Origin of the sequence: Pseudomonas alcaligenes (genome assembly GCF_041729615.1) — a bacterium.
Lineage (GTDB): Bacteria > Pseudomonadota > Gammaproteobacteria > Pseudomonadales > Pseudomonadaceae > Aquipseudomonas > Aquipseudomonas alcaligenes_B.
This window is the reverse complement of sequence record NZ_CP154874.1, coordinates 3,281,932-3,308,722: the sequence shown is the minus strand read 5'-3', so window position 1 is coordinate 3,308,722 and position 26,791 is coordinate 3,281,932. Positions and strand designations below refer to the sequence as shown.

General features: G+C 67.0%; 23 protein-coding genes. 7 read left to right on the top strand and 16 right to left on the bottom strand.

Going from position 1 to position 26,791, the window contains the following annotated elements:
- Genes AAG092_RS15990 through AAG092_RS15965 form a run of 6 tightly spaced genes read right to left on the bottom strand, consistent with a single transcriptional unit; the run spans position 1 to position 7,207 of the window.
- Positions 1-2,241, bottom strand: coding sequence for an ATPase, T2SS/T4P/T4SS family (locus tag AAG092_RS15990; RefSeq protein ID WP_373387428.1), 2,241 nt, complete (start codon positions 2,239-2,241; stop codon positions 1-3).
- A gap of 9 nt (positions 2,242-2,250) precedes the next feature.
- Positions 2,251-3,381, bottom strand: a complete 1,131-nt coding sequence (locus AAG092_RS15985) for a sensor histidine kinase (RefSeq protein ID WP_373387427.1) — start codon at positions 3,379-3,381, stop codon at positions 2,251-2,253.
- A complete protein-coding gene (locus AAG092_RS15980; protein WP_373387426.1) occupies positions 3,374-4,042 on the bottom strand; it encodes an ATP/GTP-binding protein in 669 nt (222 codons plus the stop codon). The genes AAG092_RS15985 and AAG092_RS15980 overlap by 8 nt, the downstream gene beginning before the upstream one ends.
- Positions 4,035-4,580, bottom strand: coding sequence for a response regulator (locus AAG092_RS15975; RefSeq protein WP_373387425.1), 546 nt, complete (start codon positions 4,578-4,580; stop codon positions 4,035-4,037). Before AAG092_RS15975 ends, AAG092_RS15980 begins: the two co-directional genes overlap by 8 nt.
- The gene (locus AAG092_RS15970) at positions 4,581-5,927 is read right to left on the bottom strand and encodes an HD domain-containing phosphohydrolase (RefSeq protein WP_373387424.1); all 1,347 of its coding nucleotides are present in this window, start codon (positions 5,925-5,927) and stop codon (positions 4,581-4,583) included.
- Complete coding sequence (locus AAG092_RS15965) at positions 5,924-7,207, bottom strand: ATP-binding protein (RefSeq protein WP_373387423.1); 1,284 nt, start codon at positions 7,205-7,207, stop codon at positions 5,924-5,926. Before AAG092_RS15965 ends, AAG092_RS15970 begins: the two co-directional genes overlap by 4 nt.
- Before the next feature lie 148 nt (positions 7,208-7,355).
- Here AAG092_RS15965 and AAG092_RS15960 point away from each other — a divergent pair, with 148 nt between their 5' ends.
- Positions 7,356-8,048 carry a hypothetical protein gene (locus tag AAG092_RS15960; RefSeq protein WP_373387422.1) on the top strand — a complete coding sequence of 231 codons (693 nt, stop codon included), beginning with the start codon at positions 7,356-7,358 and terminating at the stop codon, positions 8,046-8,048.
- 128 nt (positions 8,049-8,176) lie between these two features.
- On the top strand, positions 8,177-9,121 hold the full coding sequence (locus AAG092_RS15955; protein WP_373387421.1) for an L-threonylcarbamoyladenylate synthase: 945 nt from the start codon (positions 8,177-8,179) through the stop codon (positions 9,119-9,121).
- 5 nt (positions 9,122-9,126) lie between these two features.
- On the opposite strand, the gene AAG092_RS15950 is transcribed toward AAG092_RS15955, so the two are convergent.
- Positions 9,127-10,050 carry a LysR family transcriptional regulator gene (locus AAG092_RS15950; protein ID WP_373387420.1) on the bottom strand — a complete coding sequence of 308 codons (924 nt, stop codon included), beginning with the start codon at positions 10,048-10,050 and terminating at the stop codon, positions 9,127-9,129.
- Positions 10,051-10,146: 96 nt separating this feature from the next.
- Between AAG092_RS15950 and AAG092_RS15945 the strand changes: the two genes are divergently transcribed.
- Together AAG092_RS15945 and cysD are read left to right on the top strand one after the other, a co-directional pair.
- Positions 10,147-11,004: a DUF6671 family protein gene (locus AAG092_RS15945; protein ID WP_373387419.1), complete on the top strand. Its 858-nt coding sequence runs from the start codon at positions 10,147-10,149 to the stop codon at positions 11,002-11,004.
- The gene (gene cysD / locus AAG092_RS15940; RefSeq protein ID WP_373387418.1) at positions 11,001-11,936 is read left to right on the top strand and encodes a sulfate adenylyltransferase subunit CysD; all 936 of its coding nucleotides are present in this window, start codon (positions 11,001-11,003) and stop codon (positions 11,934-11,936) included. Before AAG092_RS15945 ends, cysD begins: the two co-directional genes overlap by 4 nt.
- A 60-nt stretch (positions 11,937-11,996) precedes the next feature.
- On the opposite strand, the gene AAG092_RS15935 is transcribed toward cysD, so the two are convergent.
- Positions 11,997-14,444: a YbcC family protein gene (locus AAG092_RS15935; protein ID WP_373387417.1), complete on the bottom strand. Its 2,448-nt coding sequence runs from the start codon at positions 14,442-14,444 to the stop codon at positions 11,997-11,999.
- Complete coding sequence (locus AAG092_RS15930) at positions 14,441-15,958, bottom strand: NADH-quinone oxidoreductase subunit L (protein ID WP_373387416.1); 1,518 nt, start codon at positions 15,956-15,958, stop codon at positions 14,441-14,443. Before AAG092_RS15930 ends, AAG092_RS15935 begins: the two co-directional genes overlap by 4 nt.
- Before the next feature lie 103 nt (positions 15,959-16,061).
- Between AAG092_RS15930 and AAG092_RS15925 the strand changes: the two genes are divergently transcribed.
- From AAG092_RS15925 to fdxA, 3 genes are all read left to right on the top strand, one after another.
- Positions 16,062-16,946, top strand: coding sequence for a LysR family transcriptional regulator (locus AAG092_RS15925; protein WP_373387415.1), 885 nt, complete (start codon positions 16,062-16,064; stop codon positions 16,944-16,946).
- A 358-nt stretch (positions 16,947-17,304) separates the two neighbouring features.
- On the top strand, positions 17,305-19,869 hold the full coding sequence (gene mutS / locus AAG092_RS15920) for a DNA mismatch repair protein MutS (RefSeq protein WP_373387414.1): 2,565 nt from the start codon (positions 17,305-17,307) through the stop codon (positions 19,867-19,869).
- A 137-nt stretch (positions 19,870-20,006) separates the two neighbouring features.
- Complete coding sequence (gene fdxA / locus AAG092_RS15915; protein ID WP_110681528.1) at positions 20,007-20,330, top strand: ferredoxin FdxA; 324 nt, start codon at positions 20,007-20,009, stop codon at positions 20,328-20,330.
- A 441-nt stretch (positions 20,331-20,771) separates the two neighbouring features.
- Here the strand turns inward: fdxA and rpoS are convergent, their stop codons facing one another.
- The 7 genes from rpoS to ispF all read right to left on the bottom strand — a co-directional run bounded on the left by rpoS (position 20,772) and on the right by ispF (position 26,787).
- Positions 20,772-21,776 carry an RNA polymerase sigma factor RpoS gene (gene rpoS, locus AAG092_RS15910; RefSeq protein ID WP_110681527.1) on the bottom strand — a complete coding sequence of 335 codons (1,005 nt, stop codon included), beginning with the start codon at positions 21,774-21,776 and terminating at the stop codon, positions 20,772-20,774.
- Positions 21,777-21,972: 196 nt separating this feature from the next.
- Entirely contained in the window at positions 21,973-22,833 is an 861-nt protein-coding gene (locus AAG092_RS15905; protein ID WP_373387413.1) for a peptidoglycan DD-metalloendopeptidase family protein, read from the bottom strand.
- 52 nt (positions 22,834-22,885) lie between these two features.
- Positions 22,886-23,824 carry a DUF368 domain-containing protein gene (locus AAG092_RS15900; RefSeq protein WP_373387412.1) on the bottom strand — a complete coding sequence of 313 codons (939 nt, stop codon included), beginning with the start codon at positions 23,822-23,824 and terminating at the stop codon, positions 22,886-22,888.
- 23 nt (positions 23,825-23,847) lie between these two features.
- Positions 23,848-24,483, bottom strand: a complete 636-nt coding sequence (locus AAG092_RS15895; RefSeq protein WP_373389609.1) for a protein-L-isoaspartate(D-aspartate) O-methyltransferase — start codon at positions 24,481-24,483, stop codon at positions 23,848-23,850.
- A gap of 38 nt (positions 24,484-24,521) precedes the next feature.
- On the bottom strand, positions 24,522-25,271 hold the full coding sequence (gene surE / locus AAG092_RS15890; RefSeq protein ID WP_373387411.1) for a 5'/3'-nucleotidase SurE: 750 nt from the start codon (positions 25,269-25,271) through the stop codon (positions 24,522-24,524).
- Entirely contained in the window at positions 25,259-26,317 is a 1,059-nt protein-coding gene (gene truD, locus AAG092_RS15885; protein WP_373387410.1) for a tRNA pseudouridine(13) synthase TruD, read from the bottom strand. The genes surE and truD overlap by 13 nt, the downstream gene beginning before the upstream one ends.
- Positions 26,314-26,787, bottom strand: coding sequence for a 2-C-methyl-D-erythritol 2,4-cyclodiphosphate synthase (gene ispF / locus AAG092_RS15880; protein ID WP_373387409.1), 474 nt, complete (start codon positions 26,785-26,787; stop codon positions 26,314-26,316). Before ispF ends, truD begins: the two co-directional genes overlap by 4 nt.
- Between the last annotated feature and the right edge of the window lie 4 nt (positions 26,788-26,791).

The following is a 26,791-nucleotide window of genomic DNA, read 5'->3' as shown; positions in this document are numbered from 1 at the left end:
CTACTCCTGCAGGTCCTGCGGGCCCAGCAGGCGCAGGACCTCGTCGATGGTGGTGAGCCCCTGGTGGATCTTCTCCCGGGCATCGTCGAGCAGCGTGGTCATGCCCTGTTCACGGGCAATGGCCTGCAACTGCATGGCCCCGACCCCCTGCGAGATGGCATCGCGCATCCGGTCGCTCATGGTCAGTACCTCGTGGATGCCGATGCGCCCACGGTAGCCCTGATTGCACTGGTTGCAGCCCTTGCCCTGGAAGAACTGCATGTCGGGCGCCAGGAACTCCAGGCCCAGGCTGCGCCGGCGCTCCTCGCTCGGGTGAACCGGCTCACGGCAATAAGGACAGATGCGGCGCACCAGACGCTGGGCGATGATCGCCTCCAGCGCCGAGGCCAGCACATAGGGCTTCAGCCCCAGGTCGAACAGCCGGGCGATGGTGGCCGCCGCCGAGTTGGTATGCAGGGTGGAGAACACCAGGTGGCCGGTCAGCGCGGCATGGAAGGCCACATCGGCGGTTTCCTCATCACGGATCTCGCCGAGCAGAATCACATCCGGATCCTGCCGCAGGATGGCCCGTAGCACACTGGCGAAGCTCAGGCCGATGCGCTCGCGCACCGGCACCTGACCCGCCAGGTCGACATGGAACTCCACGGGATCCTCGATGGTGACGTAATTCTTCTCCGACGAAGCCTCATGCTGCAGCAGGGCGAACAGGGTGGTGGTCTTGCCGCTGCCGGTAGGGCCGGTGGCCAGGATGATGCCTTGCGGCTTGTTCACCACGTGCAGCAGGCGGCGCAGGTTGTGCGGCGACAACCCGAGATCCTCCAGCGACTGTGCGGCCGACTGGCGCTCCAGCACCCGCATCACCACCTTCTCGCCATTGATGGTGGGCAGCGTGGAAATGCGCAGATCGACGATGCGCATGGGCGTCTTGACGGTGATACGGCCATCCTGGGGGCGCCGCCGTTCGGTGATGTCCAGCTCGGCCATCACCTTGATCCGTGACACCAGCGCCATCAGCAGCGTGCTGGGCACCTGGATCTTGTCCTGCAGCACACCGTCGATGCGATAGCGCACCACCACATGCTTGGTGCGCGGGTGGATATGGATGTCGCTGGCGCCCAGGCGCAACGACTCGAGAATGATCGCGTTGACCAGGCGAATCGCCGGCGGCTCCTCCGAGCTGCCCAACAGCTGCTCCAGGCTCTCGCCGGCACCATCGTCGTCGAGGACGATCTCGATGCCTTCATAGGGGTCGCTGCTGCCGACCACGGTCGCCAGGTCTTCCAGCCGGTCCGACTCGCCAAACAGCTCGCCCAGCTTGGCCTGCATCTGTTGCAGGTCGCACAGCAGGGGGTGGATGCTGAGGCCGGTCATGAAGCCCAGTTCGTCGATCAGGCCCTGGTCCAGCGGGTCGGCCATGGCCAGGCGCAGGCGCTTGTCCAGCACCCGCAGCGGCAGCACCAGCTGGCGAGTGCAGATGCTCTGCGGCACCAGGGACAGCAGCGACGGATCGACCTCGAACTCGCGCAGGTCGATCTCCTCGAACATCAGGTCCTTGCGCAACAGCTCGTGGACCTTCTGGCTGTCGAGCCAGTCGTGCTGCATGAGTTGCCGCAGCACCGGGGTCTTGTGCGCCTGCATTTCCTTGTGCAGCTGCTGGATCTGCTGGGCGTTGAGCAGGCCCTTCTTGTGCAGCAGGATGGCCAGCTGGCTACGGTTGGTCACGCTCAGCTTGGCCAGGGTCTCCAGGTCGCGGTGCTGCTTCTGGTTCTGCTGCTCCAGGGCCCGGTTGCGCTGCTGCAGCGCGTACTGCTCCAGCGCCAGGGCAATGGTCAGACGCAGGTCGTCGTCGTTCCAGGGCTTGAGGATGAAGCGGTAGACGGCCCCGTCCTTGATCGAGCCCATTACCGCTTCGGTGTTGGCGTGCCCGGTCAGCATGATGCGGATGGTATCGGGCCAGCGCTCACGCACCCGCGCCAGCAACTCGCTGCCATTCATCTCCGGCATCATGAAGTCGCTGATGATCAGCTGGATGTCCTGGCTGGCGAGTATCTTCAGCGCCTCGACGCCGTTGCGGGCGAAGTGCAGCTGGTAGTTCTCGCGCTGGAACACCCGCCGCAGCGCGGCCAGGATGCCCGGTTCATCATCCACCAGCAGCAGCTGGTAAGGCGTGGCGGGCCTGGAATCCTCGGCCTCCCCTGCAGGCGCCTTGCCGAGAAACAGCGATGCATAGTGCTTGGCCACTGCGGCTCCTTACCGGCTCAGAAAGCGCAGGATCACGCGCGTTCCGGAGCCTGGCTTGCTGTGCACGAGGATCTCTCCACGGTGCGCCGTCATGATGTCACGCGCCACGCTCAGGCCCAGCCCGGTGCCGGAGCCCACCGGGCGCGTGGTGAAGAACGGGTCGAACAGGCGCTCCAGGTGTTCGCTGGCGATGCCGCAGCCATTGTCCTCCACCAGCACTTCGCTGCAGCCACCCTCGCCCACCCGGCTGGTGACGCGCACCCGGCCACTGTCGGCAATCGCCTGTGCGGCGTTATCCAGGACGTTGTACAGCGCCTGGGAAATCTTCGCCGGGTAGCCTGCCAGCTGCGGCACAGCCCCCAGGCGCTGTTCGATGGTCAGCGCATGATTGAACTCGGCCTCGACCAGGTGGCAGGTACTGGCGATGAGCTGATTGAGGTCGCAGGGAACGAAGTCCTCCTGATCGATATTGGCGAAGGTCTTCAGGTCGGCCACGATGGCGGCGATGCGCTGGGCACCGCTGAGCGATTCCTGCAGCAGCGCACGGAAGTCTTCCAGCACTGCGGCAATGGGCTGCTCCGCAGGCAATTGGCCGCCCAGCTCGTCGAGGTACTCGCCGGCCACGCGCAGATTGCTGGCGATGAAACCGATCGGGTTGTTGATCTCGTGAGCCACCCCTGCGGCAAGCTGGCCGATGGCACGCAGGCGCGCGCTCTCGTAGAGCTGTTGCTGGGTATCCTCGATCACCCGCACCTGCTCGCGCACACGCGACTGCAGCTGCTCGGACAGTTCCCGATAGCGCGTCTCCGACTCCTGCAGCGCCGCATGCTGGCGCTGCAGCTCGGCAAAGCTGGCCTCGGTGGTGTCGTGGTGCAGGCTGGCCGCCAGGCGGTACTTGGCCACGTAATAGAGAATGAACTCCACAAGGCGCGCCGCCGGCGCCTGCCGGGCCGGTGCCGCCGGGCAACTCAGCCAGGCGATGGTCTCCAGGTTGAACTCCACCGGTTCCGCCCCGGCACAGGCCTCGGCCTGCAGGCTGAAATTCTCGCCACACAGCCCCTGCAACAGACCGAGCAGGCGCACGCGCCGCTCATCATCGAGCAGTTCGCCGAGGTCGGGATCATCATCGAACCTACGCATCTCCGGCTCCGCCCAGATCGCTCAGGTGACGGACAAAATCGTCACGCGACAGGCCTTCGCGCTCGGCCAGGTGGAACTCGGCATCGAGACGCGGGTAAAGGCGCTGCAACAACTGACGAAAGGTTTCCACCACCCCGATACCATTGAGCGCCGATGCCATGCTCAGGGGCGCCCAGGGCGTCGCCGCCCAGCGCGCCTGCAACTCGGCTTCATCCACCGCCCCGGGCACATCGCGCTTGTTGAACTGCACCACCAGTGGCAGCTGTTCGATATCCATGCCCAGTTTCTGCAGGCTGTCGGCCAGATTGTCGAAGGCGTTGGCATTGTTGTCCTGCTGCGCCGGCTGCGAGTCGGCGACGAAGATCACCCCGTCGGCGCGCGACAGCACGGCCTTGCGCGTGCTGTCGTGCTGAACCTGCCCGGGCACGGTGTAGAGCTTGAGACGCAGATCGAGGCCGGCCGCGCTGCGCAGGCCGATGGGCAGCACATCGAAGAACAGGGTGCGGTCATCGCGGGTCTCGAGCACCATCAGCTCACCCTTGCGCTGCGGCTGCAACAGTGTGTGCAGCTGCATCAGGTTGGTGGTCTTGCCGCTCAATGCCGGCCCGTAGTACACCACCTTGAGCATCAGCTTGCGCTCAAGCGCCAGGTACTCAGCCATGGCCGCTCTCGCTGGCATCGTCCTCCAGCAGCAGAGCGCCATCGGCGTCACGCAGCACCCGGGTGATGCCCGGGTGCTCCTGCTCCAGGCGCTGCAGCTCCTGGCGTTGGCGCTCCAGCGCATTCTGCTGATTACGCACCTGGGCCAGCAGGCGCTGGTTCTCCGAACGCAGCTGATAGAGGTCGATGGCCGCCTGCAGCGCCGTCTCGATCTCATAGTCTTCCCAGGGTTTGGACAGGAAGCGGTAGATCTCCGCGCGATTGATCGCCTGCATCATCGACTGGCGGTCGCCGTGCCCGCTGAGCACCATGCGCATGGCATGCGGCTGGCGCTGCTTGGCGAACTGCAGGTAGGTGATGCCATCGAGATTGGGCATCTTGTAGTCGGAGATGATCACCGCATATTCGTGTTCGGTCAGGGCCTGCAGGGCTTCCTGGGCATCACTGAAGGCATGCACTTCCCAGGGATGCGGGCGCAGCAGGCGCTGCAGAGAGGCGAGGATATTCCGCTCGTCATCCACCAGCTGGATCTTGATCATTCATGACACTCCCGTCAGCACAGCGGCATCGACTTCGGGCTTGCGTACGAAGAGGGTGTAGCGCGCCCCCTCGGAAGCCTCGAAGGCCGTCAGTTTGTCGATCAGCGGGCGGGTCAGCGGCTTGCCCTCGTTCAGCAGCAACATGCCGTTCTCCGCGTAGAGGTTGCGCGCCAGCACCATGCCAGCCTCCAGGCGACGGGTATCCAGCGCGATGATGGTGTTGTCGGCCAGCACCAGGTCGGGGGCGAGAGTGGTGCACAGCTCGATGAAGGACTCGCAGACCTGCGGGTCGTAGAGGCGCCCGGCGTACTTCTTGATCAGCAGCAGAGCCTCGTCGCGACTGAGCTTGCGCTCGAGGACCATGCCGCGCTGCAGCTCGATGAAGTCCACCGCCAGGCGCAGGATGCGCGAACCCAGCGGAATGGCCTCGCCTTCCAGGCGGTCGGGATAGCCCTGGCCGTCCCAGCGCTCCTGGTGGCTGCGAATGATCAGCCCGGCATCCTGGATCGGCTCGAGCGTCATCAACAAGCTCTCGCCGATTTCAGGATACTTGCGGTAGCGCGCCCTCTCCTCCTTGTAGAGCAGGTCGGAAGGCCGCGAGAGCAGATGATCGTCCCAGGTCAGCTTGCCGATGTTGTACAGCGCTGCCGCCATGGCGAGGTCGCCACCCAGGCGGGCATCCAGCTGATAGTGCTCGGCATAGGCCTTCACCAGTGCGATCACCTGGGCGTTGGTCTGGCGCTCCTTGCTCAGGCGCTGGGCGACCAGGTTGGCAAACACTTCGGTGGCGGTGATATAGCTGTTGCGCAACTCCTCATAGGCGAGGTCGAGCATGTCGGCGGTCTGCTGCAACTCGGCCGTGCGCGCCTTGACCCGCTGTTCGAGGGACGCATTGAGCTCCTGCAACTGGCGGTTCTGTTCCTGGGTCAGGGCTTCCAGCCGGCTGCGCTCGCGCTCCGAGTACTGAAAGGCCAGGGCCTGGCGGATGATCAGGCGCAGCTCGTCATCGTCCCAGGGCTTGCTGATGTAGCGGTAGATCTGCCCCTCGTTGATCGCCTTGACCGTGGTGGTCAGGTCGGCGTAACCGGTCAGCAGGATGCGCAGGCAATGCGGCCAGCGCTGCTGCACCTGGGCCAGCAGGGTGGCGCCATCCATGCCCGGCATGCGCGCATCGGAAATCACCAGGTCGACATGCGTCGACTCCAGCTGCTCCAGGGCGGCCTCGCCGCTACCGGCGGTGAGCAGCTGATAGGGCTCGCTGCGCAGGACCCGGCGCAGGCTATTGAGAATATTCTCCTCGTCGTCGACCAGCAGCAGGGTGAGCGGCTCGTCACTGGCGCCCATCATGGCGCAACCTCCTGCTGCTGGGGCCCGGCCGGCTGCTTGATCGGCAGGTAGACACGGAAGCGCGTACCGACGCCGACCTCGCTATGCACGTCGATACGGCCGTTATGCTTCTGCACGATGTTGTAGGACAACGCCAGCCCCAGGCCCGTGCCCTTGCCGACCGGCTTGGTGGTGAAGAACGGCTCGAAGATGCGGTTGAGAACCTTGGGCTCGATGCCCTTGCCGGTGTCCTCCACCTCCAGCCAGACCTCGTCCTGCTCGCAGCCGGTGCGCAGGGCGATGCGGCCAAACTGCTCGATGGCATGGGCAGCGTTGACCAGCAAGTTCATCACGACCTGGTTGATCTGCGACGGAATGCACTCGACCTCGGGCAACTCGCCGTACTCCTTGACCACCTCGGCCTTGTACTTGAGCTCGTTGTTGACCACGTTGAGGGTGGTATCCAGGCCCCGGTGCAGGTCCGCCGGGCGGAACTCCTCCTCTTCGATGTGGGAGAAGTCCTTGAGCGCGCTGATGATGCGCTTGACCCGATCGATGCCGTCCTCGGACTCATGGATCAGTGCCTCCACATCGCCGCGGATGTAGTCGTACTCCAGGCCACGCTTGAGCTGGCGTAGCTCGTCGAGATCGGCGACACCGTCCACGGCGTCGATGATCTTCAGGAGATCGCGCACGTAGCCGCTGAGGGTTTTCAGGTTGGAGAACACGAAGCCGATGGGGTTGTTGATTTCGTGCGCCACACCTGCGGCCAGTTGGCCGATGGCGGCCAGTTTCTCGGACTGCAGCAGCTGGCTGTTGGCGGTATCCAGCTTGCGCAATAGCTGATCCTGCTCCAGCTGCTTGCGGCGCAGGGCATTGAGCGCGGACTCCAGGTGGGCACTGGATTTGGCGATGGCGCCCGTGTCGTACATGACCAGCCCGAACAGGGGTTCGCCGTCATCGCCGGCGAAAGGAAAGAACAGGGTGCTCTGCAGATGCTGCCCTGCCTCGCTCGACACCTCGCCACTCAGCCTGACCAGGGGGGCCTGCTCCAGCCAATGGTTGTAGACGTGAATGCCACGCCCCCGCGCCAGCTCGACGATCTTGCCGAAGGAGTTCTGGTCGACATCCGGAAACACCTGCAGAAAGGGCTGGCCGATGGCCTGCGCCTGATCCTTTCCGCTACGCTGGGTGATGAAGCCGTTCCAACAACGAATGCACAGATTGGCATCCAGGACGATGATTCCCAGGTCGATTTGCTCGACCAGTGCGCCAAACAGCCCTGGGGAAGATTTATCCATTTTCATGCTCCAGATGCATTCGCCATGCAGACCGACAGACACTGACTCCGTGAACCTGAGTATGGCGTCAAGATTCGGGCGTCACAATAACATCATGATGGCAATAGGCTATAACTCCAATAACCCAGTGCTGAGGTCAGGTTAGTTGATGACGCAGGGCAGGAATGAAAGTTTCATCCGCTACCGCTTCCGCTTCGCCGATGGCCAGGTGGCCGAGCACTCCATCGACCCGGCAGGCACGCCACAGGCCGACGCCCCGGCCGAGTGGACACGCCTGGGCTTCCACCAGTGCCCGCACTGCCCCCTGACAAGCGAGCAGATATCGCACTGCCCCTTCGCCACCGCCCTCGAGGTACCCGTGCGCCTGCTCGGCGAGCGGCTCTCGCACAGCGAAGTGGATGTGCAGGTGCTCTACCGGGACAGAGACATCCGCCAACACACCACGCTGCAGCGCGCCGTCGGCTCCATGCTGGGCGCAATAGGGGCGACGAGCGGCTGCCCGCATACCGACTTCCTCAGGGCCATGGCCTGGTTCCACCAGCCTTTCAGCGATAACGACGAAACCCTGTTCCGCGCCGTCGGCACCTACCTGCTCGGCCAGCACCTGCGCGCCATGCGCGGACTGTCCCCCGACTGGTCTCTGGACGGCCTGCGCGAGGCCTACAAGAAACTGCGGCAGGTCAACCAGGGCATCGCCAAGCGCCTGCGCCACGCAGCCCAGGAGGACTCGAGCGTGAACGGGCTGATACTGCTGGACCTGCTCGCATCTTCGGCCCTGAATGCCCTGGATCAGTACGAAGGCGAGCTGGACAGGTACTTCACGGCGTACCTGTCCCCATAGCGCCGGCATTACCTTCGCCTCTGCGTGACCGTGGCATTTCCGGAGCCAAAGCGAACCTCGCTATGGATGATCGAGCCGCCAGGCGCTATGGTCGCAGCAACTGACAGCAGCCCCGCACATAACCCGCCATGCCCCTGATCACCACCGATATTCAACAGTGCGCCGCCCGCCTGCGCGGTGGCAGCCTCGTCGCCATGCCCACCGAAACCGTCTACGGCCTGGCCGCCGATGCCTGCCAGCCGGCGGCGGTCGAGCAGGTCTTCGCCCTCAAGGGGCGGCCGAGCAGCAACCCGCTGATCGTGCACCTGGCCAGCGCCGAGCAGGTCGGCCAGTGGGCCGCCGAGGTTCCACCGGCCGCGCGACGGCTGATGGACGCCTGCTGGCCGGGGCCGCTGACCCTGGTGCTGCCGGCCCGTGACGAAGTCTCGCGCAGCGTCACCGCCGGCCAGGACAGCGTGGCCCTGCGCGTGCCGGCGCACCCGAGCGCGCAGGCGCTGCTGGCGGCCTTCGCTGGTGGCCTGGTGGCGCCCTCGGCCAACCGCTACATGTCGATCAGCCCGACCAGCGCCGAGCACGTGGCGCAGCAGTTCGCCGGCAGCGACCTGTGGATTCTCGACGGCGGCCCCTGCCAGGTGGGCCTGGAGTCGAGCATCGTCAGCCTGTTGCCGGGCGACAGCCCGCGCCTGCTGCGCCGCGGCATGCTCGGCCAGGATCGGCTGGAGGCGCTGCTTGGCGAGCCGCTGGAAGGCAAGGCCGGCGCCGTGCGCGCGCCCGGCCAGCACCATCGTCACTACGCGCCCAGCACCACGACCCTGGCCTTCGTGCAGGCGCCTGCCGAGGCTTTGGCTTCGCCGCGCTGCGGCTGGCTCTGGTGTGGGCGCGCGCAGCCCAGCCAGGGGCCGGCCCTGGACCTGGGCGCCGAGCCGCAGGCCTACGCCGCACGCCTGTACGCCGCGCTCTACCAGCTCGATGGGCTGGGCCTGGAGCGCCTGTACATCCAGCTACCGCCGCTGCAGGACGCCTGGGCGGCGGTACATGATCGCCTGAGCCGCGCCAGCCAGCGCCTGGACTGAAATGCTCAAGCCGGCAGCGTCGGGGTCTCCAGCGGTACCTCGGCGAAGCGGCTGAAAGCCTGTGCGGCCGGCGATGGATTCTTGGTGCGCCAGCGCACCAGGTACCAGCGGTTGGGAATCGGGAAGCCCTCCACGTCCAGCTCCACCAGGTTGCCCGGCGCGGTGTGGATCAGCGTGTGCCGCGACAGGATGGCGATGCCCAGGCCGGCGGCGACCGACTCCTTGATCGCCTCGTTGCTCTCGATGGTCATCTGCGGCCTGAGGCTCCAACCATAGCGGGCGAAATGTTCCTCGATGGCCAGGCGCGTGCCGGAGCCCGGTTCGCGGCTGAGGAAGGGTTCCGCCGCCAGCTGCTCCCAGCGCAGGCGCTGGCCGGCGAGGCGATGCCCGGCCGGGGCGATCACCACCAGCGGGTTGTCGGCCAAGGGCACCACGTCCAGGTCCAGGTGCCGCGGCGGCTGGCTGAATACATAGAGGTCGTCGCGGTTGTCCTCCAGGCGGCGGATCACTTCCGAGCGGTTGGCGATGTTCAGCTCCACCTCGACCTGCGGGTACTGCCGGCAGAACGGGCCGAGCAGACGCGGCACCAGGTACTTGGCGGTGGTCACCGCGCCGAGGCGCAGCTGCCCGGCGGTAAGGCCGTTGAGCTGGGCCAGGCGCATCTCCAGATGATCGAGGGCATCGAAGATCTCCCGCGCCCCGGCCTGCACTTCGCGCCCGGCATCGGTCAGGTGCAGGCGCTTGCCCAGCTGCTCGAACAGGTTCATGCCCAGGGCCTGCTCCAGCTTGGTGATCTGCGTCGACACTGACGGCTGGGCCAGATGCAGGGCGCGCGCCGCCTCCGTCACGCTGAGGCGCTCGGCCACGGCGAGGAAGGTTTCCAGTTGGCGAAAGGTGGTCTGGCGGGTGTGAAAGCGCGGTCTTTTCATAGTCAATAAGCGATGATTTTGTAATCAATAATCTATTTTTGACTATAGCTTCGGCTGGTGAAAATGCCTGCGTCTCCCTCAGCAGGAATCATCGCCATGTCTGCCGCTCTTGCCCCCCATGGGCATCATGCCGCCCAGTCCCTGGCGCGGCATGTCGCCTTCCTCACCTGCCATGACAAGACCCGCCTGGTAGTAGAGGCTCTGGCACCGCTGGGCTTCGCCATCGAAGCGGTCAGCAGCTACGACACCGACCACTTCGGCACCTTCAGCCGCGAGGTGCCGCGCAGCGGCAGCGCCCATGATACGGCGCTGGCCAAAGCCAGGCTGGCCTGTTCCCTGAGCGGAATGCGCTACGGCCTGGGCAGCGAGGGCAGCTTCGCCCGCGACCCGCACCTGGGCTGGATGCCCTGGGACTACGAGATCCTCTGCCTGTGGGATGCCCAGCTGCAGTACCCGGTGTTCGCCCTGGCCGGCTCGGGGGCGACCAACTACGCCCAGGCCGAGGTCGACAGCCTGCAGGCCGCCGAGAGCTTCATGCAGCGTGCGCGCTTTCCCGAGCATGCGCTGATCCTCGGGCGCCCCGGCGAGGCCTGGTTCCGCAAGGGCATTCGCCAGCGCGACTGGCTGCTCGGCCAGCTGGAATGGTTGCTGGCGCGCGAGCCGAGCGTCTGGCTGGAAACCGATATGCGTGCCCATCTGAACCCGCTGCGCCAGGCGGTGATCCGTGAGGCGGCTACGCAGTTGGCGCAACGTCTGGCCAGTCTCTGTCCGCATTGCGAGGCCCCTGGCTTTGCCGTGGTGCGCAGCGAGCCCGGCCTGCTCTGTGCCGACTGTGGCCTGGGCACGCCGCTGGCGGCGGCGCACATCTGGGCCTGCCCGGCGTGCCAGCACGAGGAACGCCGCCCCGTCAGCCAACTGGCCAGTGCCGGCCACTGCGAGCAATGCAATCCATGAATGCCTTCGCCCCCAGCGTGTCCCGCCTGACTCACCTGCGCGCCCTCGAGGCCGAGGCCATCCATATCCTGCGCGAGGTGGTGGCGGTGATGCGCAACCCCTGCCTGTTCTATTCGATCGGCAAGGACTCCACCGTGCTGCTGCACCTGGCGCGCAAGGCGTTCTTTCCCGGCCTGCTGCCGTTTCCGCTGCTGCATGTCGACACCGGCTGGGAATTCCACGAGATGGGCCGGTTCCGCGACCGCCTGGCCGCGCGCCTGGGCCTGGACATGCGCGTGCACATCAACCCCGACGGCGCGCGGCTGAACATCACGCCGTTCTCCGTGGGCTCGGCCAAGTACACCGACATCATGAAGACCGAGGCGCTCAAGCAGGCGCTGGCGCAGTACGGTTTCGACGCCTGCTTCGGCGGCGCCCGGCGCGACGAGGAGAAGTCGCGGGCCAAGGAGCGCGTGTGTTCCTTCCGCGACCCGCACCAGCGCTGGGACCCCAAGCAGCAGCGCCCCGAGCTGTGGCAGCTGTACAACACCCGGATCAATGCCGGCGAAAGCCTGCGGGTGTTTCCGCTGTCGAACTGGACCGAGCTGGATATCTGGCAGTACATCCACCTGGAGAACATCGAGATCGTCGACCTCTACCGCGCGGCGCCGCGCCCGGTGGTGGAGCTGCACGGCACGCTGATCTGCGTGGACGACGAGCGGCTGCTGGAGCACCTCACGCCCGAGCAGCGCGCCGGCATCCAGACGCGCTGGGTACGTTTCCGCACCCTCGGCTGCTACCCGCTGACCGGCGCGGTGGAGTCGCAGGCGCAATCGCTGCCGCAGATCATCCAGGAGATGCTGCTGACCCGCACGTCCGAGCGCCAGGGGCGGGTCATCGACCATGACCAGGAAGGCTCGATGGAGAAGAAGAAAATCGAGGGCTACTTCTAGCCACTCCAGCGCCTGTTGCCACAGCCGAGGCCACGTCATCCGGACGCGGCCTCGGCGTTTTCAGGCGTCCGGCAGGGCTTGCCAGCCGCTGGCGGTGCGCCGCTCCAGGTGCGCCGGCTGGCCGTCCAGGCGCAGCAGGTGCAGCCAGCCGTGCTGCACCAGGTCGCGGACCACGGCGTGGGCCTCGATCACCCGGTCGATCATCGCCTGCGGCGCTTCGATGACCACGTGCAGGCGCAGCGGGCGGTGCATCCACTGCTGGCCGTCGTGCAGCGACTGGCGGGCCAGGCCGATGCGCAAATCGCCGCCGTTGCCCTCGAACACGCCGATATGGCCGCCCACCACGTTGTGCAGCAGCTTGTTGCCGCTGCCGAAACGCAGGTTGTCGGTGGTGGAGGTGAAGTACTGCAGGTTGATCCAGTGCGCCACCACCATGGGCGCGGTCATGATCAGCTCCAGCACGCGGCCCTCGTGGTCCTGGCGCCAGTCGTAGTCGTGCAGGAAGGCACGGCCCTGCAGGTCGACGTCACGGGTGCGTGCGCGCGGCGCCGCGATGAACGCAGCGTTGCCGGCCAGGCCCCATTCGGGGCGGGTCTGCGCCCAGTCGCGGGCGCGCCGGCGCAGCAGGTGGAGCAGCTTGCCCGGCTGCTCGCGCAGCGCCGCCAGGCCCAGCGCGTCGGCACGCTCCTGGCGCACCTTGGCGGTGGCCTGGTCGAGGGCCTGGCGCAGGCGCTGCCAGCTGGGCTGCAGGGCGGCCGGCAGATTCTGCTGGCCGAAGATCCGCACCTCATCGGTGCTGGTGTTGTGCAGGCCGGCCAGCACCCGGCAGTGCGCCGGCAGCTCATGCCCGAGGGTGCGCAGCTCGGCCCGCACTTCGGTGTCGTTGAGCAGGCCGGCCAGCAGGCGCGCATTGACCTCGCCGCTCTGCCCGCAGCAGGCGCCGCAATCCAGTCCGGCCGCCTGGGGATTGTTGGCACTCTGGCTGCCATGGCCGAGCAGTACCAGCAGTTCGGGCAGCGGGCCGCTGAGGCCCATGGCTTGGAGGATGCGCGCGGCCAGCTCGGCCTTCTGCGCCAGGCTCATGGCCAGCAATTGCGGGCTCAGGCGTTGCCACTCGGCGTCGCGCCAGGCGTTGCGGTGGGCCTCCGGCGTGCCACCGAGCAAATCGCTGGTGCGCCCGACCAGGGTGCCGGCATAGCCCAGGCCGATGCTCTCGACCAGGCTGAAGGTGGAGGCCGGCAGGCGCTCGAACAGGCGCCAGCGGCCCTGGCGCGCCAGTCGCTGTTGGCGCGCCAGGGCCAGTTGCCGGTCCTGCGCCGCGTCGCCGCTGCTGTCGCTGACCTGCAGCTGTGGCGCCAGCAGGCCCGGCAGCTGCGGTCGGGTAGCGCAGGTGCCCAGCGGCGTGTAGGCGATGGGCAGGCCGAAGAAGCCGGCGAAGCCACCGGTCTCGAGGTCCGGGCAGACCTGTTCCAGGGCCCGGCGCAGCGGCTCGGAACGCACATCGATGCAGAAGAACAATTTGGCCAGCGGCACCTGCGCCGGGGTGGCCGCAGGCGCCTGGCCGAGCCGGCGCTGCAGCTGTTCCTGCCAGGCCAGCTCATCGGCCCGCTGCCACAGCTGCAGGGCCTGCCAGGCGGCCGAGGGTGCTTGTTGCAGGCCGGCCTGCCAGGCCTTGCGCCAACGCTGCCAGCGGCTCTGCGCACCGCGCTGGCGGTCATCCACCAGCCATTCCCAGGCCGCGCGGATGGCCAGCAGTTCCACCAGGGTCTGGTCGTCACCACCCTGCAGGCGTGCCTGCCAGCGCCGGTAGGCGCACCAGGAGGCCCAGCCCAGGCTGCGCAGCAGCAGGCAGTCGAACCAGGGCTCCCAGTCATCGCGGGCCAGGCCCAGGCGCTGCACCGCCGCTTCCAGCGCCGCCTGCGGCTGCAGCGGCAGTTCCATAATGCGCCCGTGCAGGTCGGCACAGGCACTGAGCACGCTGAGCCCGCGATCCGCCAGCATGCTGGCGCGCCAGGCCTGGTACAGCCCGACGCCGGCATCCGGGCGCCAGTCGGCCTGCTCGTGGTCGAACCAGGCGGCGCAGCATTGGCCGATCTGCTGGGTGATCAGCGTCGGCCAGCCGGGCAGGGCGATGCCCGGGTCGGCCAGGTCTTCCAGCAGCGGCAGGCCGCGGCCCTGCTCCGGCTCGGCGTCCAGGGCGGTCAGCAACTGCTCGACCGTCCAGGTCTGGCCCTGCTCGGCCATGGCCAGTTGCAGGTGGCGGGCGCCGATGCGGCCGGCTTGCCAGGCCTGCCGATAGTCCGCGGCGGCCAGGCTCAGGCGGCTGCCGGCACGCTGCCAGAGCTGCGCGGCGACGGTCTGCCAGGGCTGGTCGCGACGTTCCCACAGGGGGCTGACGGCGATCATGCGGTCCAGCGGCCAGGTCGGTGCGATGCGTTCACAGGCCTGCCGGGCGGCGCCGTGCAGGGCGTCCCGGTCGAGGCCGGGGAAGTGTTCGTGCGCGGTCATGGGCGATCTCCTGTGGTGCGGGGCGAAACCTGCGGCGCGCGGACCGGCCACAGGCGGAAGGTGAGGCGGGTGAAGTGCTCATCCAGGTAGAAGCCGGCGAAGGCCAGCGGATACAGGCGCCGCGCCAGGGCGCCCTGGGGGCGGGCAAGGATTAGCGCCTGCAGCAGGTAGAGGCCGAGGAACAGCAGCAGCGCCAGCGCGCTCAGTGGCCAGGGCGCGGCGCTGCCCGGCTGCTGCAGTATCCAGGCCGCCGCCTGGTGCCAGAGCAGGTAGGCGCCGAGCAGCAGGGCGAACATCGCCAGCCCGTAGAGCACCTGGCCACGGCGCAGGCACCAGGGCGCCAAACCGACGGCGAGGATCGCCAGGGCCACCAGCGGCAGCGCCTGGGTCGGCAGCAGCCAGGCCCAAAGTCCCTGCAGCAGAGCCAGGCTCAGGCCGGCCAGCAACAGGGCCAGCAGCAGGCCGGCGATACCGGGCGCGGGCGCCTGGGGCTGTAGCGCGTGCTGCCGCGCCTGGGCCACGGTCTCGCCGGCAGCGAGGAAGGCGTGGGCCTTGTACAGCGAGTGGGCGAGCAGGTGCACCAGCGCCAGTTCATACAGGCCCAGGCCGCATTCCAGCAGCATCAGGCCCATCTGCGCGCAGGTCGACCAGGCCAGGCGCACCTTGATGCTGATGCGCGTCATCATCACCAGCGCGGCGATCACCGCGGTCAGCCCGCCGACCAGCACCAGCAGGCTTTGCGCCGGCACGGCGGCGGAGAACAGCGGGGCGAAGCGCAGCAGCAGGAAGCCGCCGAGGTTGACCAGCCCGGCATGCAGCAGCGCCGACACCGGCGTCGGCGCCTCCATCACCTGGATCAGCCAGCCGTGCACCGGCAGCTGCGCCGACTTGAGAATCACCGCCAGGGCCAGCAGCAGCGCCGCCAGTTGCAGGTCCCAGCCCAGCTGGCCGCTGGCCTGCAGGCGGGTGTTCAGGCTCTCCAGAATGATCGCGATATTGCTGTCGCCACTGGCGCGGATCAGCAGCAGCGCGGCGAGAATCAGGCCGACATCGGCCAGGCGGCTGGCGAGGAATTTCTTGTGCGCCACCACCAGCGCCTGGGGGCGGTCGCGGTAGAAGGTCAGCAACTGGTGCAGGCTCAGGCTGGAGAGAATCCAGGCGCCCACCAGCAGGATCAGGTCGGTGCTGGTCACCACCGTGGCCACAGCGGCCAGGGTGACCAGCAGGGCCAGCACGTAGCGGCGCTGGCCGGGCTCGCCCTCCAGGTAACGCCACGAATACTCGATGATCACCCAGGCCAGCAGGCCGACCAGGCCGAGCATGGCCAGCCCCAGGCGGTCGTTGCTCTGGCCGTCCAGCGCCGCCTGCAGCCAGGCGCCCAGCACCAGGACCAGACCCAGGCCGCCAGCGATGCGCGCGGGCCACCAGAACCCGCGCAGCCATGCTGCCGGCAACAGCGCCAGGGCGAAGAGCCAGGGCATCCCCTGAGCCAGAGGGAAAGACAGGCTGAACATGAGGCGATCTCCATGGGGGCGCGATGGCGCTAGTCTCATGGAGCGCTTGAACTATTAAAAATAGATAGATAAGAATTGTTCATTCACATTAGAAGAACGAAATATGCGCCGGCTGAATTTCCATCACCTGCACTACTTCTGGGCAGTGGCCAAGGAAGGCAACCTGACCCGCGCCGCCGAGGCTTTGCATGTGTCGCAGTCGGCCCTGTCCACGCAGATCCGCGTACTCGAAGAGCAGCTCGGCCACCCGCTGTTCATCCGCGCCGGCCGCAGCCTGCAGTTGACCGAGGCGGGACGCCTGGTGCTGGACTACGCCGAGACCATCTTCGCCCTCGGCAACGAACTGCAAACCACCCTGCTGAGCACCCGCCAGGTCAGCCAGACGCTGCGCATCGGCGCGGTGGCCACGCTGTCGCGCAACTTCCAGGAAAACCTGCTGCGCCCCTTCCTCGGCCGCGACGACCTGCGCATCACCCTTGAATCCGGCAGCCTGGACGAGCTGCTGGAGCGCCTGGCCCTGCACAAGTTGGACGTAGTGCTGACCAACCGGGCGGTCAGCGCCGACAGCCAGCGCCCCTGGCAATGCCGCCTGCTCGACCGCCAGGCGGTGTGCCTGATCGGCCCGCCACGTGCCGACGCACAGCCCTTCGACCTGCGCCGCGACCTGCAGCAGGCCCGCCTGATCGTGCCGGGGCGCAGCAGCGATGTACGCAGCCAGTTCGAGGTCTACTGCCACAGCCACGGCCTGAACCCGATCATCTGTGCCGAGGTCGACGACATGGCCATGCTGCGCCTGCTGGCGCGCGACTCCGGCGACCTGGCTCTGCTGCCGGCCGTGGTGGTGCAGGACGAGCTGCGCAGCGGCGCCCTGCAGCTGTATGCCGAAGTGCCGGATATCGCCGAGCAGTTCTTCGCCGTGACCCTGCAGCGTCAGTTCAGACTGGGCATCCTGGATGAGCTGCTGAATCGTTTCGATCGCAAGGAGTGAGACGGCAGCGGCGCGGTTGGACACCGCCTGGAGCCCAACAGGCTGCCATGCCAGGCGCGTGAAAGACGCCTTCCCGTCGCTCTCGAGCGCTGCTGAGGCAACGCCGCCACAAGGCATGCGAGCGCGCTGGCGTGAAAGACGCTACCCTGCACGACCTCCGCGCGCAGTCGATCAGCGATGCCCCAGCGCAGGCTCGCCATGGCAACTGGCCGGCCTCGCGGTAGATCGGCCTGCGCACTATCGACGGTGCACAGGGCCCGTCCTGGCCAGGATTGCGGCCAACAGTGCCGGCTCGGGGCAAAAGTCTTGGACAGCGATGCCCCGCCCAATTAGACAACTTAAGCTAAGTCATTGATTTATGGATGTTTCAGCACACACACCGATGATGCAGCAGTACTGGAAGCTGAAGAACCAGCATCCGGACATGCTGATGTTCTACCGCATGGGCGACTTCTACGAGCTGTTCTACGAGGATGCCAAGAAGGCCGCGGCCCTGCTCGACATTACCCTTACCGCCCGTGGCCAGTCGGCCGGCCAGGCCATTCCCATGGCCGGCATCCCCTTCCACTCGGCAGAGGGCTACCTGGCACGCCTGGTGAAGTTCGGCGAATCGGTGGCGATCTGCGAACAGATCGGTGACCCGGCCACCAGCAAGGGCCCGGTGGAGCGCCAGGTGGTACGCATCATCACCCCCGGCACCATCAGCGACGAGGCGCTGCTCGACGAGCGCCGCGACAACCTGGTCGGCGCCGTGCTGGGCGACGAGAAGCTGTTCGGCCTGGCCATGCTCGACATCACCAGCGGCCGCTTCAGCGTGCAGGAGCTGAAGACCTGGGAAAACCTCCTGGCCGAACTGGAGCGCCTGGCCCCGGCCGAGCTGTTGATCCCCGACGACTGGCCCCAGGGCCTGCCGCTGGAGAAGCGCCGCGGCGTGCGCCGCCGCGCGCCCTGGGACTTCGAGCTGGACAGCGCGCGCAAGAGCCTGTGCCAGCAGTTCGCCGTGCAGGACCTCAAGGGCTTCGGCTGCGAAGGCCTGACGCTCGCCATCGGCGCCGCCGGCTGCCTGCTGGCCTATGCCAAGGAGACCCAGCGCACTGCCCTGCCGCACCTGCGCAGCCTGCGCCACGAACGCCTGGACGACACCGTCATCCTCGACGGCGCCAGCCGCCGCAACCTGGAACTGGACACCAACCTCGCCGGCGGCCGCGACAACACCCTGCAGTCGGTGGTCGACCGCTGTCAGACCGCCATGGGTTCGCGCCTGCTGACCCGCTGGCTGAACCGTCCGCTGCGCGACCGCAGCGTGCTGGAGGCGCGCCAGGAGGCCATCGCCTGCCTGCTGGAGCGCTACCGCTTCGAGCTGCTGCAGCCGCAGCTCAAGGACATCGGCGACGTCGAGCGCATCCTCGCCCGCATCGGCCTGCGCAACGCCCGCCCACGCGACCTGGCGCGCCTGCGCGACGCCCTCGCCGCGCTGCCGCAGCTGCAAGGCGCGATGGCCGAGCTGGACGCCCCGCACCTGGCCGAGCTGGCAGTGAACATTCGCACCTACCCGGAGCTGGCCGACCTGCTGCAACGGGCGATCATCGACAACCCGCCGGCGGTGATCCGCGACGGCGGCGTGCTCAAGACCGGCTACGACGCCGAGCTGGATGAGCTGCAGTCGATCAGCGAGAACGCCGGCCAGTACCTGATGGACCTAGAGGCGCGCGAGAAGGAGCGCACCGGCCTGGCCAACCTCAAGGTCGGCTACAACCGCGTGCATGGCTACTTCATCGAACTGCCCAGCAAGCAGGCCGAGTCGGCGCCGGCCGACTACATCCGCCGGCAGACCCTGAAAGGCGCCGAGCGCTTCATCACCCCGGAACTGAAGGCCTTCGAGGACAAGGCGCTGTCGGCCAAGAGCCGCGCCCTGGCCCGTGAGAAGCAGCTGTACGAGGAGCTGCTGGAACTGCTCATCGCCCAGCTGGCACCGCTGCAGGACACCGCCGCCGCCCTGGCCGAGCTGGACGTGCTGGCCAACCTGGCCGAGCGCGCGCTGAACCTCGACCTCAATCGTCCACGCTTCGTCGAGGAGCCCTGCCTGCGCATCGACCAGGGCCGTCACCCGGTGGTCGAGCAGGTGCTCGACACGCCCTTCGTGGCCAACGACCTAAGCCTCGACGACAGCACCCGCATGCTGATCATCACCGGCCCGAACATGGGCGGTAAGTCCACCTACATGCGCCAGACCGCGCTGATCGTGCTGCTCGCCCACATCGGTAGCTACGTGCCGGCGGCCCGCTGCGAGCTGTCTCTGGTGGACCGTATCTTCACCCGCATCGGCTCCAGCGATGACCTGGCCGGCGGCCGCTCGACCTTCATGGTGGAGATGAGCGAGACCGCCAACATCCTGCACAACGCCAGCGACCGCAGCCTGGTACTGATGGACGAGGTGGGCCGCGGCACCAGCACCTTCGATGGCCTGTCGCTGGCCTGGTCGGCCGCCGAGCACCTGGCCAAGCTGCGCGCCTGGACCCTGTTCGCCACCCATTACTTCGAGCTGACCGTACTGCCGGAAAGCGAGCCGATGGTGGCCAACGTGCACCTCAACGCCACCGAGCACAACGAGCGCATCGTCTTCCTGCACCACGTGCTGCCCGGCCCGGCCAGCCAGAGCTATGGCCTGGCGGTGGCGCAGCTGGCCGGTGTGCCCACCCCGGTGATCGCCCGCGCCCGCGAGCACCTGGCGCGCCTGGAGACCACCAGCCTGCCGCAAGAGGTGCCGCGCAGCGAGCCTGGCCAGCCGGCCGCGCCGCTGCAGAACGACCTGTTCGCCAGCCTGCCGCACCCGGTGCTGGAGGAATTGGGCAAGATCAATCCCGATGATCTGACCCCGCGCCGCGCCCTGGAACTGTTATATACATGGAAGACGCGCATCTAACGCCGGCCCGATCAAACTGGTAGAATCGCGCGCATTTTTACGACTGCCCGGTTTACAGCCTGAGCCGCGGCCATTATCGAGCACCTGCAAGCCCCGCACAGATGGGGCTCAGGCTGCCGCCCGAGGAGACAATCAGCATGACCTTCGTCGTCACCGACAACTGCATCAAGTGCAAATACACCGACTGCGTGGAAGTCTGCCCGGTGGACTGCTTCTACGAAGGCCCGAACTTCCTGGTGATCCACCCGGACGAGTGCATCGACTGCGCCCTGTGCGAGCCGGAATGCCCGGCCCAGGCGATCTTCTCCGAGGACGAGGTGCCCGAGGACATGCAGGAGTTCATCGAGCTGAACGCCGACCTGGCGGAAGTCTGGCCGAACATCACCGAGAAGAAGGAAGCGCTGCCGGACGCCGAGGAGTGGGACGGTGTGAAGGACAAGCTGCAGCACCTGGAGCGCTAAGCGCCCGCCACGCAAAAGGCCCGCATCTGCGGGCCTTTTCGTTTCTGCCTTTCCTGCGGGCAAAAAAAGGGGCGGTGATTAACCGCCCGCTCTTTCTTCCCTACTCCCTGAGAATCCTTTCATCTTCCTGATGAACTGCATCCTGCAGTGGTTCCTCGATCACCGTCCTGGCGACCGTGCCTTCTCCCTAGGCACGGCTTCATAGTAGCGTCTCGCCGCGGCCGAACAAGGCCGCTATCTGGCCGCCGCGCCGCGCCCGCGGACCCAAGCCACAAGAATAAGTTATTAAATATCAGATACTTGCCATATTAAGACCGCAAAGAATGGATCACAGCCAGCGCAAATATCCTGAGATGTCCTACATGCCATGTAAGCGATCACTTACATGGTCGGACAATAAAAAGCCCGGCCAGCGCCGGGCTTTCAGGTGAAGGGCTACGCCTACTGGAACAGGGCGTCGCTGGACAGGCCATTCTTCTCCAGGATTTCCCGCAGCCGCTTGAGCGCCTCGACCTGGATCTGCCGTACCCGCTCGCGGGTCAGGCCGATCTCCTGGCCGACCTCCTCCAGGGTGCAGCTCTCGTGGCCACGCAGGCCAAAGCGGCGCACCACCACCTCGCGCTGCTTGTCGGTGAGTTCGGACAGCCACTGATCGATGCTCTCCGACAGGTCATCGTCCTGAAGCAGGTCGCAGGGGTCGCTCGGACGATCATCGGTCAGGGTGTCGAGCAGGGTCTTGTCGGAGTCCGGCCCGAGGGAAACGTCCACCGAGGTGACCCGCTCGTTGAGACCGAGCATGCGCTTGACCTCGTCGACCGGCTTCTCCAGCAGGTTGGCGATCTCCTCGGCCGAGGGTTCGTGGTCGAGTTTCTGGGTCAGCTCGCGGGCCGCGCGCAGATAGACGTTGAGCTCCTTCACCACATGGATCGGCAGGCGGATCGTGCGGGTCTGGTTCATGATCGCCCGCTCGATGGTCTGGCGGATCCACCAGGTGGCGTAGGTGGAGAAACGGAAACCGCGCTCGGGATCGAACTTCTCCACCGCACGGATCAGGCCGAGGTTGCCCTCTTCGATCAGGTCCAGCAGGGACAGGCCACGATTGACGTAGCGGCGGGCGATCTTCACCACCAGGCGCAGGTTGCTCTCGATCATGCGCTTGCGCCCGGCAGGGTCGCCCTTCTGCGCCAGACGCGCGAAGTGCACCTCCTCCTGCGGGGTGAGCAGCGGGGAAAATCCGATTTCGTTGAGATACAGCTGGGTCGCATCGAGCGCCCGCGTGTAGTCGATGTACTTGTGCTGCTTGAGATTGCTGGTCGCGGTCTTGGATTTGCTGCTGGAGAGCGACAGCTCGGCTTCCTCTGTCAGGTCTTCCAGAACGATGCCGGGCTCCATGAGAAGCACTTCGTCATCGAGGTCAAACTCCGGCGCTTCTTTGCTGAGTGCCATTGTTGTTGTCCTGTGCTGAGTTCGACAACAAGCCTTGGCGACACCCGTTCCAGTTCCACATCAGGGAGAGCCGGCCCCCCAGACCAGTCGAAACCCTGGCCTGCCGCCGATCATTGCGCACCTGATGAATCGCTGGATGACTCCCTGGCAACACCAAAGCCCGCTCCTGCCACGCATGGAACAGGCTGGCACAGGGTCAACGACGAGGCAGATATTGCAGGGGGTCTACAGGTTTGCCCTGGCGGCGAATCTCGAAGTGGAGTTTCACCCGGTCGGTTCCCGTGGAACCCATCTCGGCGATATGCTGTCCGACTTTGACCTGCTGTCCCTCCCGCACCAGCAGCCTGCGGTTATGTCCGTAGGCGCTTACGTAGGCATCGCTGTGCTTGATGATCACCAGTTCACCGTAGCCCCGTAAACCACTTCCGGCGTACACAACGGAACCATCAGCCGCAGCCAAAACAGGCTGGCCCAATTCTCCGGCGATATCAATTCCTTTATTCAAACTCCCGTTTGAGGAGAATTTGCCGATCAGCACGCCATTGGCAGGCCAGGCCCAGCCCTTGGCCGAGCGTGGCACCGACTGCACCTTGCCGGCCGCGGCGGGAGTGCCACTGGCCACCGGAGGCCGGCTCGCCGGCTGCGGCGGCGCAGTCTGCAGCGGCGGCTGCGCCTGTACCGGGGGGCGGGCGGCGGGCGGCGGCACGCTGGTCACCGCAGGCCTGCTCGGCTGGGCGACCACCGGCGCACCGCCCTGCTGGGGCAGGTCGAAGCGGATGCGCTGCCCCGGGCGGATCACGTAGGGTGCGGGGATATTGTTGCGCGCAGCCAGGGCTTTCCAGTCCCAGCCGAAGCGAAAGGCGATGGAGTACAGGGTATCGCCGCGCTGCACCGTGTACTGGCCGCTGGTGGCCTGCGGGCGGGCGGCCTGCGCACTGCCCTGGGTGCGATCCACCACCTGTACGCTGTTCGACGACTTGCTGCTGCAGCCCGCCAGTAACGCGGCGAAAACCGCAACGGCCAGAGCCTGGCGCTTGCGCTGCTGTGTGAGACTCACCCCGTGCTCCTGTGTCGGTGCTGCATGAATTGGTGCGCGCATTGTGCCGGATTTATTCGCCGGCACCAGCCGCCTGTTGCTTGCGCCCGGCCAGCCACTCCAGGCCGAGCACCAGCACCACGCCGGCCACGGCGAGCAGGATGGCTGCCAGCAACTGGGCGTCCTGGCCACTCTGCTGGGCAAACTGCAGCGGCCAGAGGTTTTCCTGCAATACCGGCACCTGCTGGCCATGGCTGTCGGCACGCCAGGTCAGGGTCTGCTTCCAGGGCCAGACCTTGTTCAGCGAGCCCAGCATCAGGCCGGTGAGGAAGGCCAGGGTGAGGTCGCGAAAACGCGCCAGCAGCCAGCTGAGCAGACGGGCGAAGCTGAGGATGCCGACCAGACAGCCGGCGGCGAATACCGCCAGCACGGCGATATCGAGGTTCTTCACCGCGCCCAGCACCAGGCTGTACAGGCCCATCAGCACCAGCAGGAAGCTGCCGGAAATACCCGGCAGGATCATCGCGCAGATGGCTATGGCCCCGGCCAGGAACAGGCTCAGCGGGTCATGCCCCCACTGGATGGGCGAAGCCACGGTGATCCACCAGGCGAAGGCGCCGCCGAGCACGAAGCTGAGCACGCGGGTCCAGTTCCAGCGTCCGATCTCGCGCGCCACCAGGTGGCTGGAAACCAGGATCAGGCCGAAGAAAAACGACCAGACTGGGATCGGGTGATGTTCCAGCAGCCAGGTGATCAGGCGCGCCAGGCTGAACACGCTGGTCAGGATGCCGCTCAGCAGCACCAGCAGGAAGGTCGCATTGGCCATCTGCCAGGCCTTGACCACACGCCCGCGCAGCAACTGCAGGGCCGCCTCGGGAATGCTGGCGATGGAACGCAGCAGCTCGTCGTAGATGCCGCTGATGAAGGCGACCGTGCCGCCGGACACGCCGGGCACGACATCGGCGGCGCCCATGGCCATGCCCTTAAGAAACAGCAGAAGGGGATTCTTCATGGTGCTTTCCGTAGCGATAGAGATCAGGCCAGGGGCCCGTTGAGCAGTGGCACGAAGCGCACCAGATCCAGCACGTGACGGGAGTAGCCGTCCTCTTCGCGGACGATCAGCAGCAGTTCCTGCACATCGCCCGCGCCCACCGGAATCACCAGGCGACCGCCGATGGCCAGCTGGTCCAGCAGCGCCTGCGGCACCTCGGCGGCGGCGGCGGTGACCATGATGCCGTGGTACGGACCGAGGGCGTTCCAGCCTTCCCAGCCATCGCCCCAGCGGAACACCACGTTGCGCAGCTTGAGCTCGACCAGGCGCTCCTTGGCGCGGTCCTGCAGGCTCTGGATGCGCTCCACCGAGAACACCCGCTCCACCAGCTGGGCCAGCACGGCGGTCTGGTAGCCGGAGCCGGTGCCGATCTCCAGCACCTTGTCCAGCGGGCCGCCGGCCAGCAGCAGCTCGGTCATGCGCCCGACTATGTAGGGCTGGGAGATGGTCTGATTGTGGCCGATGGGCAGCGCGGTGTCCTCGTAGGCGCGGTGGGCCAGGGCCTCGTCGACGAACAGGTGGCGCGGCGTGCGGCGGATCACCTCGAGCACGTGGGGGTTGGACAAGCCCTCCTCGTACAGGCGCTCGATCAGGCGCTCGCGGGTGCGCTGCGAGGTCATGCCGATACCGTGGCGCTGCAGGTGATCGTTGCCGCGCATCACAACAGCCCCTCCAGCCAGCCGCCGAGGCTATCGAAGGCCTCGTGGAAGGTCCGGTCCAGCTGCAGCGGGGTGATCGACACGTAGCCCTGCATCACTGCATGGAAGTCGGTGCCCGGCCCGCCGTCCTCGGCATCGCCGGATACCGAGATCCAGTAGCCCTCCTTGCCCCGCGGGTTGACCTGCTTGACCGGCGCGGCGGCGCGCGCGCGGTGGCCGAGGCGGGTCAGCTGCACGCCACGGATATGCTCCAGCGGCAGGTTGGGCACGTTGACGTTGAGCACGGTGCGCGGCGGCAGGTCGAGCTTGTCGTGCGCCTCGACCAGCTTGCGGGCGAAGTAGGCCGCGGTCGGCAGGTTGGTCGACTGGCGCGACAGCAGCGAGAAGGCGAACGCCGGCTTGCTCAGGAAGCGCCCTTCCAGGGCCGCCGCGACGGTGCCGGAATAGAGCACGTCGTCGCCCAGGTTGGCGCCCAGGTTGATGCCCGACACCACCATGTCCGGCACCGGATCGAGCAGGGCGTTGAGGCCCAGGTGCACGCAGTCGGTCGGCGTGCCGTTGAGGCCGATGAAGCCGTTGGGCAGGGTCGCCGGATGCAGCGGACGGTCGAGGGTCAGCGCACTGCTGGCGCCGCTCTTGTCCTCGCTCGGGGCGATCACCACGCACTCGGCGTAGTCGTGCAACGCGTCGTGCAGCGCGGCGATGCCGGGTGCCATCACCCCGTCGTCGTTGGAGATCAGAATTCGCATGGAGTATCCGTCTGTTCCGCCGGTAGCAGATCGACCAGTTCGCGCACCACCACGGTGGCGAAGCAGCCGGCCGGCAGAACGAAAGCCAGTTGCAGTACGTCAGGCTCGGGATAATGCCACGACAGGTCGGCGATGGGGAGGCGCAGGATGCGCCGTTCGTGCGCCATGCCCGCCTCGCCCAGCCAATCGGCCAGCAGCGCCTGCTCGCCGGCCAGGCGCTGCTCCAGTTGGTACGTGGCGCCAGCCGCCGGCGACGGGCCTTCGCCCCACAGCGGACCGGTCGGATGCAGGTCCAGTGCGGCCAGGCGCGGGTCATGGGTTTCCGCCTCGCCGGCCATGAAGAAGCTGCGGCTGTCGGTGAAGGCCAGCAGGTCGCCGGCCTGCGCGTGATTCCAGCTGCCCTCGGCGACCCGCGCCGCCAGCACCCGGTTGAAGATCAGGCTGCGTGCCGCCGACAGCAGGCGCGAGCGGCGGTTGCGCTGCTCCGGCAGCACGCCCTCGACGGCGAAGTGCAGGGCCTCGGCGATATTGCCACCGGCATGGCCGAAACGCTGCAGGCCGAAGTAGTTGGGCACGCCCTCGGCCCCGATCGCCTGCAGGCGCTGCTCCAGCGTGGCGCGGTCGGCCTCGAGCGCGGTCAGACGCAAGGTGAAGCCGTTGGCCGCATGGGCGCCGCGCTGCAGCTTGCGCGAGTGGCGCGCGCTCCTGAGGATGCTCAGTTCCGGCCCGGTGGCGGCGCCCAGATCGGGATCGGCCTTGCCCGGCAGGTGCAGGCTGAACCACTGGCGGGTCAATGCCTGGCGATCCTTCAGCCCGGCATAGCTGATGTGGCGCTGCGACACGCCGGCGGCACGGGCCAGGCGGCGGGCCGCCTCCTCGGTGTTGAGGCCGCGTTTCTCCACCCATAGCCAGAGGTGCTCGCCCTGGCCGGACAGCGGGATGTCGAGCACCTCGTCGACCTGGAAGTCCTCGGCCACCGCCTTCAGCACGGCCGTGCCGCAGGCCTCGCCATGGGCGCGCGGGCCCAGCAGTTCGGCTTCGTTCATGCCTTGAGCAGCAGGGCCACGGCATGCACCGCGATCCCCTCCTCGCGGCCGGTGAAACCCAGCTTCTCGGTGGTGGTGGCCTTGACGTTGACCGCGTCCAGCTCGACGCCGAGGTCCTCGGCGATGTGCGCACGCATGCTCTCGATATGCGGCGCCATCTTCGGCGCCTGGGCCACTATGGTGGCGTCGACATTGCCGACCACATAGCCCTTGGCGCGGATCAGGCCGACCACGTGGCGCAGCAATACGCGGCTGTCGGCGCCCTTGAAAGTCGGGTCGGTGTCGGGGAAGTGCTTGCCGATATCGCCCAAGGCCGCCGCGCCGAGCAGCGCATCGCTGAGCGCATGCAGCAGCACGTCGCCGTCGGAATGGGCGATCAGCCCGAACTTGTGGGGAATCCGCACGCCGCCGAGGGTGATGAAATCGCCCTCGCCAAAGCGATGAACGTCGTAGCCGTGACCGATACGCATGATG